The 13,346-nt window shown below is 70.1% G+C and carries 9 protein-coding genes and 1 pseudogene; 2 read left to right on the top strand and 8 right to left on the bottom strand.

What is annotated here, in order from left to right; all coding sequences use genetic code 11:
* Positions 1-71 precede the first annotated feature (71 nt).
* Positions 72-422, top strand: a pseudogene (locus tag ACFOY2_RS35040) (DNA glycosylase AlkZ-like family protein); the annotation flags it as partial.
* A 381-nt stretch (positions 423-803) separates the two neighbouring features.
* Here ACFOY2_RS35040 and ACFOY2_RS35035 read toward each other — a convergent pair.
* Positions 804-2,069 carry a hypothetical protein gene (locus ACFOY2_RS35035; RefSeq protein WP_379532401.1) on the bottom strand — a complete coding sequence of 422 codons (1,266 nt, stop codon included), beginning with the start codon at positions 2,067-2,069 and terminating at the stop codon, positions 804-806.
* Between the two features lie 90 nt (positions 2,070-2,159).
* On the opposite strand from ACFOY2_RS35035, the gene ACFOY2_RS35030 reads away from it, so the two are divergent.
* Complete coding sequence (locus tag ACFOY2_RS35030) at positions 2,160-3,197, top strand: hypothetical protein (RefSeq protein ID WP_379532393.1); 1,038 nt, start codon at positions 2,160-2,162, stop codon at positions 3,195-3,197.
* Between the two features lie 107 nt (positions 3,198-3,304).
* Here ACFOY2_RS35030 and abc-f read toward each other — a convergent pair whose 3' ends face one another.
* From abc-f to ACFOY2_RS34995, 7 genes are all read right to left on the bottom strand, one after another.
* Positions 3,305-4,981: a ribosomal protection-like ABC-F family protein gene (gene abc-f / locus ACFOY2_RS35025; protein ID WP_379532400.1), complete on the bottom strand. Its 1,677-nt coding sequence runs from the start codon at positions 4,979-4,981 to the stop codon at positions 3,305-3,307.
* Between the two features lie 75 nt (positions 4,982-5,056).
* Positions 5,057-5,875, bottom strand: coding sequence for an SDR family NAD(P)-dependent oxidoreductase (locus tag ACFOY2_RS35020; RefSeq protein ID WP_379532392.1), 819 nt, complete (start codon positions 5,873-5,875; stop codon positions 5,057-5,059).
* Between the two features lie 444 nt (positions 5,876-6,319).
* Positions 6,320-7,273, bottom strand: a complete 954-nt coding sequence (locus tag ACFOY2_RS35015; RefSeq protein WP_379532391.1) for an electron transfer flavoprotein subunit alpha/FixB family protein — start codon at positions 7,271-7,273, stop codon at positions 6,320-6,322.
* A 19-nt stretch (positions 7,274-7,292) separates the two neighbouring features.
* Complete coding sequence (locus ACFOY2_RS35010; protein WP_379532390.1) at positions 7,293-8,072, bottom strand: electron transfer flavoprotein subunit beta/FixA family protein; 780 nt, start codon at positions 8,070-8,072, stop codon at positions 7,293-7,295.
* A gap of 176 nt (positions 8,073-8,248) precedes the next feature.
* Complete coding sequence (locus ACFOY2_RS35005) at positions 8,249-9,454, bottom strand: serine/threonine-protein kinase (RefSeq protein ID WP_379532389.1); 1,206 nt, start codon at positions 9,452-9,454, stop codon at positions 8,249-8,251.
* Between the two features lie 36 nt (positions 9,455-9,490).
* On the bottom strand, positions 9,491-11,263 hold the full coding sequence (locus ACFOY2_RS35000; RefSeq protein WP_379532388.1) for a serine/threonine-protein kinase: 1,773 nt from the start codon (positions 11,261-11,263) through the stop codon (positions 9,491-9,493).
* A gap of 16 nt (positions 11,264-11,279) precedes the next feature.
* Positions 11,280-13,247 (bottom strand): serine/threonine-protein kinase, encoded by a 1,968-nt coding sequence (locus ACFOY2_RS34995; protein WP_379532387.1) that lies wholly within the window; start codon positions 13,245-13,247, stop codon positions 11,280-11,282.
* Positions 13,248-13,346 lie beyond the last annotated feature (99 nt).

Below are 13,346 nucleotides of genomic sequence, written 5' to 3'. Positions count from 1 at the left end.
GCCGTGACCGCCGTCCGCCAGCGCGTCACCCGCCAGCAGCGCGGCCGGCGAGGCCGCGCGACCGACCCCGAATGGGCCAACCGCCGACGCCTGCTCCGCGCCCGCGAGAACCTGACCGGCCCATGGCCCCGGCGACCGCCAAGGACCTCATCCGCCGCTATCTGGCGGCGTTCGGCCCAGCCGGGATCATGGATGTGCAGGCCTGGTCCGGGCTGACCCGCCTCGGCGAGATCGTCTCCGACATGCGCGCCGAACTGCGCCACTACCGCGACCCCGACGGCAGGGAACTGATCGACTTGGCCGACGCGGAACTGCCCGCCCCCGACACGCCCGCCCCCGTGCGCCTGCTGCCCGCCTTCGACAACGCCCTGCTCGGCCACGCCGACCGGACCCGCATCATCAGCCACGAGGATCGAAAGCGCGTGATGCCCGGCCAGGCACAAGTACGGCCCACCTTCCTCATGGACGGCCATGTGCACGGACCTGGTCCCTCGAAGGCGACATCCTGCGCCTCACTCCGTTCCGCCCCTGCCCGCGACCGATCAGGCGGCCCTGGAGCAGGAGGCGGAGCGCCTGCTGGCGTTCGTGGGAGGCAAAAACGTGTCCTTCAGCAGCCCGATCGCGACCCGGTCGTCCTGACCATCCACCCCGGCATCGACCTCTGGAACCAAGCCAGACGCGATAAGCACGGCTCATGGTCGGCGGAACAGGGTGCAGCTGACAACCTTGTCGAGTTGGTAGCGGGAGGCGAGTTCGTTGTCGGTCGCGTCACCGGCGACGGTGCGTTTACGCCTCGGCCGCCGTCATCGCGGCAGGCCGGTGGTGACGCGTTCGAGGATGCGGGCCAGCCGTTGCGGGACGGGCCGCAGCTCCTCCGCGACGAGCCCATACACGTCGACCGTCCGGTTGTCGCCGTCGCTGTCCGGTATGTGGATGACATAGCGGAACAGGCCCGGCCGGGCCGGGTCGGGCACGACAGCCCAGCGACCGCGGTAGCCGTGGATCAGTACCTCGGCGAAGTAGTTCGCCAGGGGTACGACCAGCCATTCATCGGCGGCATCGTCCGGGGACAGATTCACCACCCAGTCGTCCAACATGCCGAGGTGGGTCAAGGGGTCGCTGGTGAGCGCGTTCGGGTCGCCACCGAGCTGCTCCACCAGATAGCACACCACCTCTTGGCAGTCGGCCTCCCACGCACGCTCATCGGGCCACGGCTCGGCGGTGGCGTTGGGCAGGTCCGGGGCCGGCGCGGCGACCAGGTCGCCGTCGGGGACGAAACCGTCGTCGTGCCGAGTGAACACCTGGGCGAGCCGGACGCCGGTCGGCCGCCCGTTCTCATGAATCGCGGCGAATACGGCCTGTTGACCGATGTCGTTGTGTGGCCACGATCCTGGCCAGGCCACTGCGGTGAACCGCCCGCCTGCCCCGAAGAGCGCCGGAGAGTACGCCGCCGTCATCGAGGTGTTCTCTGGAAGGATGATCGTGGACAGCCGCGCGGCGGAGGGATCGCCGTCGGCGACCCACAGCTGCGTGCCGATGGCACTTTCATCCGCGAGGTCGGACGCCGCCGCGTCCACCGCTGCCCGGGCCATTTCCAGAGCCTCGGGATCGAGGACGCCGTCCGCGATCGGGTCCTGCGGCGGTTCCTCGGTGGAGTGTCCCAGCCCCGTGTAGCTGAGCATGTCGGCGACCTGGTCGAACACGGCCACCGCAGCGTCGAGGTTCGACAGGGCCTCCGTCAGCGGCATACCGAGTTGGGGATCGTGACCCTCCATCCCGGTCACGTCCTCGACGATCCGGCCGAGCGTGTACATCCGGTCGATCGTGTCCCGCGCCGCCTCCCCCGAATACCAGAACGGGACGGTGATGAATGCCGAGTCCGGATCGCAGGTGAGCTGGATGCCGGTGGCCTCCTCGTACAGCTCGCCGCTGCCGTCGTCGGCCGGCTCCACCACGAGGCTCGGGATGACCTTCACAGCGGCCGCCACCAGCCTGTCCCATTCGTCCCGCCATTGGCCATCCTCAACGGCTGTTCCAGGACGACGCTGGAACCCAAGATCGTAACTCATGAGATTGCACTGTAGAGCCATCGAGCCACAGCCGTTCCCGATACGGATCCGGCGACGATATGCCGAGTTCGTGTGGTCTACGCTTCCAGAATGTCGTCGCGACGATCTACCCCACCGAAGATCGGCGGTTTCGAGTGGGATCGCGAACTGGCGGCCTTGGGCGTGGATCGCGCGGTCGTAGATGAGGAACTCGGCTGGGTGCTCGACGGCCGGAGTACCGCGGAGGTCGATCCGCATTCGGTGTATTTCGACTCTGTCCCGGCCGGCGTCGTCGCCGCCACCTGGGTCCTGCTCCACCAGGAGCAGCCGTCCTACGGCACGTTGATGTACCTACAGTTTGTCTGGTCCGACGCGGACGAGTACCTGCGTGCCTGGATTGTGCGGCAGTTCGCCGCGATGCTCGTCCACGGCCCGCCTCCGGTGGCTGAGTCGGCCGAGTACGGGCTCTGGGTCGACTACTTCGAGACGCCCTCGGACGCGCGGGAGGTGTTCCCGAGCCTGGCCGGACAACTGCCCCACTCCCACTGGCCTCGATTGCTGAGCGCGGCGGGTCCCGTGCCGTGGACGGTCAAACGAACCGTTTTCACGGAGGCGGCCGAAGTGCCGGCGCTTCATGCCGCGCTCGCCAAGGGCATCGCGGGTTCCTTCTACGATGTCTACGGCAACGTCGACGCCGTAGAGGCGGCGCGGCTGCTGGAGTCGATCAGGGTGGCCGACGACGACCTGCGGTCGGCGCTGACCGAGGCCACCACTCAGCCGCTGCTCCTACGCTCGGGGGCGGCGATCCTCGTGGACGACCCGGCGTGGGAACATCCGGGCAGTTTCCTGCTCGAGGCGACGGTCAGTGCTGGCCGGCAGCGGTGGGTGCCAGGATCGGAGCTCGTCGTTGACGGCACGGTCTACGGCAAGCTGAGGCACTGGGACTTCCCCTTCGACGAGAGCCTCGCGCACCGAGTGGTCCCGGTACCCCCTCTGCACGGAGACTGCCTGCACCGAGTCGAAGCGCCACCGGAGCATGCGCAGGTGCTGGCGAATCGGGATCTGGAGGCATGGCCGTCAGGGCTGCGGGAGCATGTCATGCGCAACATCGACGTGGACGGCGACGCGGAGGATACTCGGCAGAAATAATGGAACGCGTGACAGTGGATCTTTCCGTGGTTGAGGATTTTGGATGCACGGCCGATCAAGATTCATTCTGTTAGGCGCTCTTAGCGGGACTTTCGTTCGCTGCCACATCAGCCCGTCACCGTGGCCGCGCCTTCGGCCAGTTCGAGGCGGGTGCCGGTGAACGTGGCCCGCAGGCGCCGGTCGTGCGTGACTACGATCAGTGCGCCCTGGTAGGAGGCGAGCGCCTCCTCCATCTGCTCTGCGAGCATCGGTGACAGATGGTTGGTTGGCTCGTCGAGCAGGAGCAGGTCCACGGGCTCGGTCACCAGCCGGGCCAGCTCGATCCGGCGCCGCTGCCCGTAGGACAGCTCCCCGAGGCGCAGCCCCAGGTCGGACGGCCGGAACAGGCCCAGGGCGAGCAGCGCGTCCGCATGCTCGTCCAGACTTCCCGGACGCCCGTGCGCGTAGGCCTGCAGCACGGTCCGGTGCGCTGTGCCGGTCGGCCTGTCCTGCCGGAGGGCCCATGGCATGTCTTCGGCGTCCGGTTCGTCCTGCCGGAAGAACCCGACCCGGCCGGCCCGTCGTACCTCGCCCACGTCCGGTCGTAGTTCTCCGGCGAGCACCCGCATCAGCGTGGTCTTGCCCGCTCCGTTCGGGCCGGTGACGAGCAGCCGCTCACCGGCGCGGACGGTCAGGGACTCCAGGCGGAGCCGTCCCGCCACCACCACGCCGTCGAGCGCGGCCACCTCGTCCCCGGTGGAAGCGCCCGCGGTGGTGGGGACGGTGGTGAAGCGCAGTGGCTCGGGCGGCGACGGCGCCGGGTGGTCGGTGAGCCACTGCAGCCGCTGCCGGGACTGGCGGATACGGCCGGCTGCCCCGTGGGTGCGCGAGCGCGCCCGCCAGGCGCCGGTGCCCATGCCCGCCTTGGCCGTCTTTCGCGGAATTGCGGCAAGTCGGCCCGCGTTGGCGGCCACCAGCGTGGCATGCCGGTCCAGTTCTGTCTTCCATTCCTCATGGGCCTGTGCCTGTGCGGCGCGCTCGGCCGCCTTGGCGGCGAGATAGCCGGCATACCCGTCGCCGTGGCGGCGCACCTGCCCGTCGGCCACCTCGACGATCGCGGTGGTCACCCGCTCCAGGAACATCCGGTCGTGCGTGATCGCCACGACCGTGCCCCGGTGGGCGCGCAGGCGCTGTTCGAGCCAGGCTGTGGCCTGGTCGTCCAGGTCGTTGGTCGGCTCGTCGAGCAGCAGCAGCTCAGGAGCGGACGCCAGCGTGGCTGCCAGGGCAAGCCTGGAGCGTTCACCGCCGGAGAGCGTGCCCAGCGGGCGGTTGCGGTCAAGCCCAGGCAGCCCGAGCCCGTGCAGTGCGACCGCCACACGGAGGTCGGCGTCGTAGCCGCCTCGCGCCTCGAACTGCGCCACCAGCTCCGCGTAGACGTCCAGGCCCGCGTGCCCCTCCATTCCTGCCGAGCTGAGCGAGCGTTCGGCCGCCCGCATCCGGGCCTCGAGCTCGCGCAGGTCGGCCAGCGCCAGGTCGACGGCGTCGGCGACGGTGGCGTGCGACGGCAGCGCAAGCGACTGCGGCAGGTATCCGACGCCGCCGGGCGCGACGACCACGAGCTCGCCGTTGTCCGGACGCTCGGCGTCCGCCATGAGTTTGAGCAGCGTGGACTTACCCGACCCGTTGTCGCCGATCACTCCGACCCGCTCACCGGGCTTGACGGTGAGCGACACCCGGTCCAGGACGACGCGCGTGCCGTAGCGCTTGGTGATCTGGTTGAGTGCCAGTTGGGCAAGGGTGCGCAGAGCGCCCCACCTCCTCTTGTCAGCGTGGACAGATCATGACTGCATGCCTGGTCGGCCTCATAGGCCTCGTTCGGGTCAACCTGGGGCCTTGCGGCTGAGGTACTCCCAGGCCCGGTACTCCGCGGTGCGGGCCTGGTCCATCCGCTGGACCATGTCGTAGGAGACGGCGCCGACGATCAGCCGCAGTGGCGGCTCGGCCAAGCCGGCCAGCTCCATGACCACTGGTGCCGCGGTGCTCGGGTCGGGGCTGGCGTCCTCGCCCCACATCTCGGCCAGTTGGGCCCGCAACTGCTCGTACTCCGGGTGCGGCCGGGTCGCCGTGGTACCCCGCGTGAACAGGTCGGTGCCGTACCCGCCTGGCTGCACGATCGTCACCTTGATCCCGAACGGTGCCACCTCCATCGCCAGTGCCTGGCTCAACGAGTCGAGCGCGCTCTTGCTCGCCGCGTAGAACCCGGCGGACGCGACCCCGCCGCCGGTTCCCATCGAGGTGACCTGCAGGATGTGGCCGGACCCCTGCGCCCGCAGGTGGGGCACCACGGCCTGGGCGACCCAGACCGCGCCGAAGAAGTTGACGTCGAACTGGGCGCGGATCTGCTCCTCAGTGGCCTCTTCCACCATGCCGAGCAGCATCGTGCCGGCGTTGTTGACCACGACGTCGAGCTGGCCGAACGCCGCCGCCCGGTCCACCACCTTCTGCACGGCCGCCCGGTCGCGGACGTCCGGCGTAAGCAGCACGAGGCGGTCCGGGTGGGCGGCGGCCAGGTCGGTAAGAGGGCCGAGATCGCGCGTGGTGGCCACGACACGGTCGCCTGCGGCGAGCGCCGCCCCGGTGAAGGCCCTGCCCAGGCCCCTCGACGCGCCGGTGATGAACCATACGCGGGCAGTCGTCATTCGCCCTCCTTCTGGCTGGCCCAAGACGATACGGCTCGTCTCGTCTTGGACTCAGTATGGGCGACGTTGTTCTTCAAGTCAAGACGAACCGTATCGTCTCGTCTGCGTTATGCTCTCGGCCGCGCCCAACGCAAGAACACCGAACCCCGCGCTGCGCAGCGAGCAATCCAGGCAGGCCGTCCTCACCGCCGCGCAGCTCTGGGTGTCGGTAAGACTCGCATCAACCCAGGTCCACGTGATTGAGTTCACCCAGCTCACAGGCACCCCTTAAAGAGGTCCGCATCTGGGGTCAACTCCGGCCCGTGAAATCAGCCGCGTGACCATAGCGAAAGACAGCGCCCCCTCCGCGAGGACCGCGCTTGGAAAGCCGGGGGTTTGGGGGGCCGCGCCCCCCAAATGACACAGCCTGAGCCCTTTGGCGAAGACCGTGCTTCTCCCCTGCGCCTACTTGCGCTTGTTGATCTCCTCGGTGAGCTGCGGGACGACCTGGTGCAGGTCTCCCACCACCCCGTAGTCGGCAAGTTCGAAGATCGGTGCTTCCGGGTCCTTGTTGATGGCCACGATCGTCTTGGCGGTCTGCATGCCCGCCCGATGCTGAATAGCCCCCGAGATCCCGGCCGCGATGTAGAGCTGCGGCGATACGGTTTTGCCCGTCTGCCCGACCTGGAACTGGTGCGGGTACCAGCCGGCGTCCGTAGCAGCCCGGGAAGCGCCCACGGCCGCGCCCAACGCGTCCGCCAGGCCCTCGATGATGGAGAAGTTCTCGGCCGAGCCGACACCGCGCCCGCCGGAGACCACGATCGCGGCCTCCGTGAGTTCGGGCCGGGCGCCCTTTTCCTGTTTGACCCGCTCGACGACCTTGGCGGCCTTGGCGGTGTCGGACAGGGTGACGGCGACCTCTTCTTCCGCACCGGCGCCCGCGGCCGCCTCGGGGGCGGTCGAGTTGGGGCGGACGGCCACGATGGGCGTGCCCTTGCGCACCTTGGAGTGCACGTTGACGCCGCCGCCGAAGATGGACTGGTCGGCGACGAAGCCGTCGCTCAGGCCGACGGCGTCGGTGATGACGCCGGAGTCGGTCTTGACGGCGAGCCGCCCGGCGATCTCCTTGCCCTCGGAGGTCGCGGCCACGAGGACGGCGGCCGGCGACTTGGCGGTCACGAGCTGGGCCAGAAGTTCGGCTTTGGGCGCGACCACGTATTCGACGATGTCGCTCGACGGCGCGAGGTAGATCTTCTCCGCGCCGTACTCTGCCAGCCTGGCCTTGGCCTCCGGTGTGATGCCGGGGCCGGCCCAGACGGCGGAGGGGGTGCCGAGCGAGCGGGCCAGGGTCAGCAGTTCGAGCGTGACCTTCTTGACCTCGCCTTCGACCTGCTCGACGAGAACGAGAATCTCCGACATTTCAGTAAAGCTCCCGTTCTCAGATGAACTTCTTGGACGCGAGGAAGTCGGCGGCGTTCGCGCCACCGTCGCCCTCGTCCTTGACGATCGTGCCGGCGGCGCGCGGCGGCGCGGCGGCGAAGTCGACGACCTCGGACCACGCGGCGGCCAGGCCCACCTGGGCGGCGTCGATGGCGGCCTCGCCGATGGCGAGCGTCTCGACCGGCTTCTTCTTGGCCGCCATGATGCCCTTGAAGGACGGGTAGCGCGGCTCGTTGATCTTCTCGACCACGGACACGACGGCCGGCAGCGAGGCCTGGACCCTGTCGTAGCCGTAGTCGGTGATGCGCTGGATCGTGATGGAACCGCCCTCGACGTCGACCTTGTTGGCCAGCGTGAGCTGCGGCGCGTCGAGGCGCTCGGCCAGCATCGCGGCCAGCACGCCGGTGCGCGCGTCGGTGGACTCCGAGCCCAGGATGACCAGGTCGAAGCCGATCCGCTTGAGCACCTGCGCCATCGCGTACGAGGTGGACAATGCGTCGGAGCCGTGCAGGGCGTCGTCGCTGAGGTGGACCGCCTTGTCGGCGCCCATGGCCAGCGCCTTGCGGATGGTGTCGGTGGCCTTGCCCGGACCCATGGTGAGCACGGTCACTTCGCCGCCGTGGGCCTCTTTGAGCTTGAGCGCCTCCTCGACCGCGTACTCGTCAAGCTCGTTGACCACGCCGTCGGCGGCGTCGCGGTCGAGCGTGTTGTCATCGGACCGCAGCTTGCGCTCGGTCGCAGTGTCGGGGACCTGCTTCACGCAGACGACGATGTTCATGGCCGGTGGCCGACCTCCCGTAGTTCGCGTGCGCCTCCGCCTCGTCGCGGCGGCGCCGAATGCATGCTGTCCAGACTGCCAGGTGCCCTGTAAGACTCCCGACAGAGGGTGTACGTCCGATCATGTTACCTGTGGGTAGCTTACGCGCAAACCACCCGCACCGAACTTTATTCTAGCTATGCGGACAAAAGGAACACGATCCCCAGGACCAGCGCCGTACCCGCGAACAACGCCAGCGTGAACGTGCTGACCATCGCCGTCAGCCCGTAACAGAGCCCCGCCGCCCCGGCCACACAGACCACATCGATGATCATCCGGCTGCGTTTGTAGGGACTGCGCGAGAACAGGGCCACGCCCGCGTCCGCCACCACGGCCAGCGTGTAGGCCGCCAGCAGGAACAGCGACACCTCGGGCAGCGGCTCGTTGGCGGCGGCCGCCAGCAGCGACACGAACAGCCCCGAGCCGATCAGCCAGCGCCTGCGGACCTTCTCCCGGTGCCTGGCCATGGACTCCTCGACCGACTTGCGCCGCGGATCACGGCCCGGCCGCCACTCCCTGGTGTTCTCCTCGTCGGCCGCGCGCGACGGGCGGCGAAGGGCGGGAGGCGTGTGCGAGAGCGGCGCGACGTCCAGCAGGGCGCAGATGCGCGCGGCCGTCGGCCGCACCGCCGGGTCGGCGGCCAGGCACTCGCGTAACAACGGCTCCAGCCACGCGGGCACGCCTTCCAGGTCGGGCGGGTGGTGCACGACCCGGTAGGCGATCGCCGAGGCCGGGCCCTGCCCGTACGGCTGCCGCCCGGTGGCCGCGTACGCCAGCGTCGCCCCGAAGGAGAACACGTCGGCCTCCATGCCCACCGGCTTGCCTTCGAGCACCTCCGGGGCGAGGTAGCCGGGCGTGCCCACGACCGCGCCCGAGGCCGTGACCGCCAGCGTGTCGAGCGCGCTGGCGATGCCGAAGTCGATGACGACGGGCTCACCCTCGGTCATCATCACGTTGGCCGGTTTGAGGTCGCGGTGCACGACCCCCGCCTCGTGCATGGCCAGCAGCGCGTCGGCCAGGCCGCCCGCCAGCCGGCGCAGGTCCTCGACGGGGGCGGGCACGGCGCTGAGCGGACGGCCCTGGACGTAGCGGGTGACGAGGTAGGGCCTGCCGCCGTCCAGTGAAGCGTCGAGGACCTCGGCGACGTGCGGCCCGCCGACCCTGCGCATGGTCTCCACCTCGCGCGCCAGTCTGGCCAGCGCGCCGGCGTCCGCCGCGACGTGCGGATGGAGCACTTTGACCGCGACGGTGCGTCCCTCGGGGTCGAGAGCGAGGTGCACCTCGCCGAACCCGCCGGACCCGAGCCGGGAAAGGAGCTCGTATGGGCCGAGGTGGTCGCTCATACCTGTGATTCTCCCCCCGGCGGCCCTTGGAGACACTCAGATCCAGTTGGTCAGGAACCCCAGCCCGAGATTGTCCAGCAGGTCGCCGATCAGGCCGGTGATCAGGCCGATCGTGCTCTGCTCTGCCTGGTTGGCCAGCTGGTTGATGACCCTGCTCGGCGCCTGCCAGGGCGACCACACCGTGTCCTGTCCCAGCGCGAACATCACCGAGAACAGCGCCGCCGTGCCCACCAGCACGACCGCGACCAGCGCCGCGCCCGGGCTGCGCAGCACGCCGGTGAGGGTGCGCGTGACGGCCTTGCGCGGCGCGCCGCCGCCGGGCAGTACGAACAGGCCCAGCGCGAACGCGCCCGCCCCGTAGGCGGCGGCCTGGTTGACGCCCATCTGGCCGGCCCAGTAGAGAATGCCCCAGACGCACACGCCGAACAGCAGCGACAGCGGCACGTGCACCGCCGTCACGAGCGCGGACTTCACCAGGGCCCACGGCGTGCCGACCAGCGCGAGCAGCGGGTCGGTCGCACTGCTGCCGCGGATCTGGCGGCGCCTGACCATGTCGCCGAACAGGTATTCGCCCAGACGCAGCACCAGCGCCAGCGCGACGGCCACCGCGCCCGCCATGACCGGCATCATGACGGTCAGCGCCACCAGCGTGACCAGCAGGAGCAGGCCGATGAACTGGCTGCCGACCAGGTATCTCTTCCGCTCGGCCGGCGGGGTGAACCGCGGCGAGGTCGGCTCCTGGTAGGGCCTGGCCGCCTGCTGGGGCTGCGGATAGCCGGCCACGCGCTGGTCGGGACGCGGCGCGGGCGGTCTGGCCGGCACCGGCGCCGGCACGTAGGGCGGCGGACGCTCCTCCCGGTAGGGCGGTGGACGCTCTTCTCGATGGGGCGGCGGCGCGGGCTTGGAGTACTCGACCGGCGGCAGCAGGTCGGAGAAGGAGTCCATGGTCCGCGTCTTGTTACCCAAGCGCTTGGTGCCCGTAGGCCCCTCGAACTCGTTGAACGTCGTCACGGCCGGGTCGAGCGCCCTGGCCATCCGCAGCAGCTCCTGGGCGCTGGGCCGGGCCGCCGGGTCGACCTGCAGCGCCCGCGTCAGCCAGCCGCGCAGCCACACGGGCGCCTTGTCGATCTGCGCCCGTCCTTCCATGATGTTGAAGCAGACGGCCTCGAACGTCCCGGTGCCGAACGGCGGCGCCCCCGTGGCGGCGAAGAACACCGTCGAGGCCAGCGCGTGCACGTCGGCCGCCTGGGTGATGTCGGAGTCGCGGATGATCTCGGGCGCGAGGTAGCCGGGCGTGCCCACGAACATGCCGGTCTGGGTCAGCCGTGTGGCGTTGACCAGGTGGGCGATGCCGAAGTCGATGACCAGCGGCTCGCCGTCGACCAGCATGACGTTGGACGGTTTGAAGTCGCGGTGGATCACGTCGGCGGCGTGGATGGCCACCAGCGCCTGGCAGAGCCCCTGGGCGAGGCGGATGATCTCGCGTGCTTCCAGAGCGCCCTCGGACAGGACGGTGTCCTCCAGCGTGCGCCCCGGGGCGAAGCGGGTCACGACGTACGGCTGGCCGCCCACGAGTTCGGCGTCGATGACCTCGGCCACGTGCGGGCTGCGCACCCGGCGCATGGTCTCGACCTCGCGGGTCAGCCGGTCGCGCGCCTTGAGGTCGGCCGCCACGTGGGGGTGGAGCACCTTGATGGCGACCTCGCGGCCCTCGCCGTCGAGGCCGAGGTGGACGACCCCCATGCCGCCCTCGCCGATCTTCCTGATCAGCCGGTACGGCCCGAGGCGTTCTGGTGCCTGGATGCTCATCGCCGCCTTCCCCGGGTCATCCCCCTGAGTTCCCGCCCAGACCTTCGAGCTGCTTGACCACTGGCGTGACGTCCAGCGGAGTCCATACGGCCCCCCTTGACCTGTCCCCGAACGTGCCATAGGCGAGGACGAGCGAGAGCGCGGCACCCGCCGCGAGGACTCCCGCCATCACCATCGCCGCTGTTCTCGAGGGTACGAGCGATGAGAGCGTTCTGCGCATCTGTTTGCCAGGACCCTCCACTCCCGGACCCGCGCAAACGGTCCAAAGCGCGACCGCGGCGCCCCAGGCCAGGGCGTAGGACGGGCTCATCTTGGCCACCACGACGAGCAGCAGCGTCACCGGCAGGCCGAGGATGAGCGCGTACAGGCCGAGGGCGAGCGTGATGCCCGCGGACTTGGCCAGCGCCTGCGGGTGGGCGAACACCCTGACCACGTCGAGTGCCGCCGCACCGGCCGCCCTGCGGGCCGCGAGCTGGGGCTGGGCCAGGTCGGCCGCGCGCAGCAGGATCGCGAGCGGCACCGCCGCGACCGCCACGAGCACGGGCGCGAGCACGGCCGCCACGACCATGAGGACGAGCAGCATCGCGCTCGCCACGCCGTAGGCCCTGGAGCGCTGCAGGACCTTGCCCGGCTGGACCGACGGGATGTACGGCTCGCGCTTGGTCCGCGGGTCCTGCGGGTACTGCGGCTGCGCCGGGATGTAGGGCGGCGGGTGGAGCGGATTGGGGCCCTGCCTGCCGTAGTCGGGCGGCTCGATCCCCGGGCCCGTGCCTGGCGGGGCGTTGAGCCTGCCGTAGTCGGGAGAGTCGGGGCGCACCCGCCTGGTGGGCAGGTCGGTCTCGCCCGGCGGGGCCGCGAAGGCGCCGTGGCTGTTGACCGGCTGCTGGTGGGGCTGGGAGATCCCGGCCTCGTGCTGGATCCGCCGCAGTTCCTCGGGCGTCACCCTGCGGGTGGGCCACGGGTCGGGCTGGTTGGGCAGGAGTGAGACGTACTGCTGGTCGGCCGCCGGCGTGGCGGGCGGCTCCTGGTTCTCCAGCAGCCGCTTCGGCGTCACCGGCGGCGTGGAGATGTCGTAGGACGGCCTGTCGGCGACCCTCGGCGGTGTCGCGACGTCGGCAGGGGGCGCCGTGGTCGCGTACTGGCCAGAAGGGCGAGGGACGGTGGAGATCTCGTCGGGCACGCCACCCGGCGGCGGCTTGGGCAGCATCCTGGCGGTCTGCTCGGCCAGGTCGACCGCCCTGGGGCGCTTGGCAGGATTGCGCTGGAAGGCCGCCTTGAGCAGCGGCTGCAGCGCCGAGGGCGCGGCGCCGACGTCGGCCTTGCCCGCGGTGATGTTGTAGAAGATCATCTCCAGCGTGCCCTTGCCGAAGGGCGGCTGGCCGGTGGCCGCGTGCAGCAGCGTGCCCGCCCACGCGTGGATGTCGACCTCGGGCCCCGCCTCCTGGCCCTCGATGATCTCGGGCGCGAGGTAGCCGGGCGTGCCGATGAACATGCCGGTCTGCGTCAGCCTGGTCGCGTCGACCGCCTGCGCGATGCCGAAGTCGATCAGGACGGGCTCGCCGTCGAGGATCAGCACGTTGCCCGGCTTGAGGTCGCGGTGGATGACGCCCACCGAGTGGACCACGGCCAGCGCCTCGGCCACTCCGTGGGCCACCTTGATCAGCGCGGGCAGGTCGAGCGGGCCGTCGTCCTTGACGATCTCGTCGAGGGGGCGGCCCGGCACATAACGGGTGACGATGTAAGGTCGATGACCTGTCACATCGGCGTCGAGCACCTCGGCGATGAACCTGCTGCGGACCCGCCGCATCGTCTCGACCTCGCGCGAGAGCCGCCGCCTGGCGACCTCGTCACCGGCGACCTCGCCGCGAAGGACCTTGACCGCCACCTGCCGCCCCTGAGGGTCGACAGCGAGGTGGACAACGCCCATCCCGCCTTCACCGAGCCGCCTGAGCAGCCGGTAAGGCCCTAGTCGGTCATCGTTCATGGCATGAAGCACCATACCGGCTTAATCCCCGCCCACGAGATGAACCAGGAGGCCACATTCCCACTCGTACAACGTCCAGAACGGCCCCATCGGTTTCCC

The organism is Nonomuraea purpurea (genome assembly GCF_042650645.1).
GTDB classification, from domain to species: Bacteria; Actinomycetota; Actinomycetes; order Streptosporangiales; family Streptosporangiaceae; genus Nonomuraea; species Nonomuraea purpurea.
This window is presented reverse-complemented; position numbering and strand designations above follow the sequence as displayed.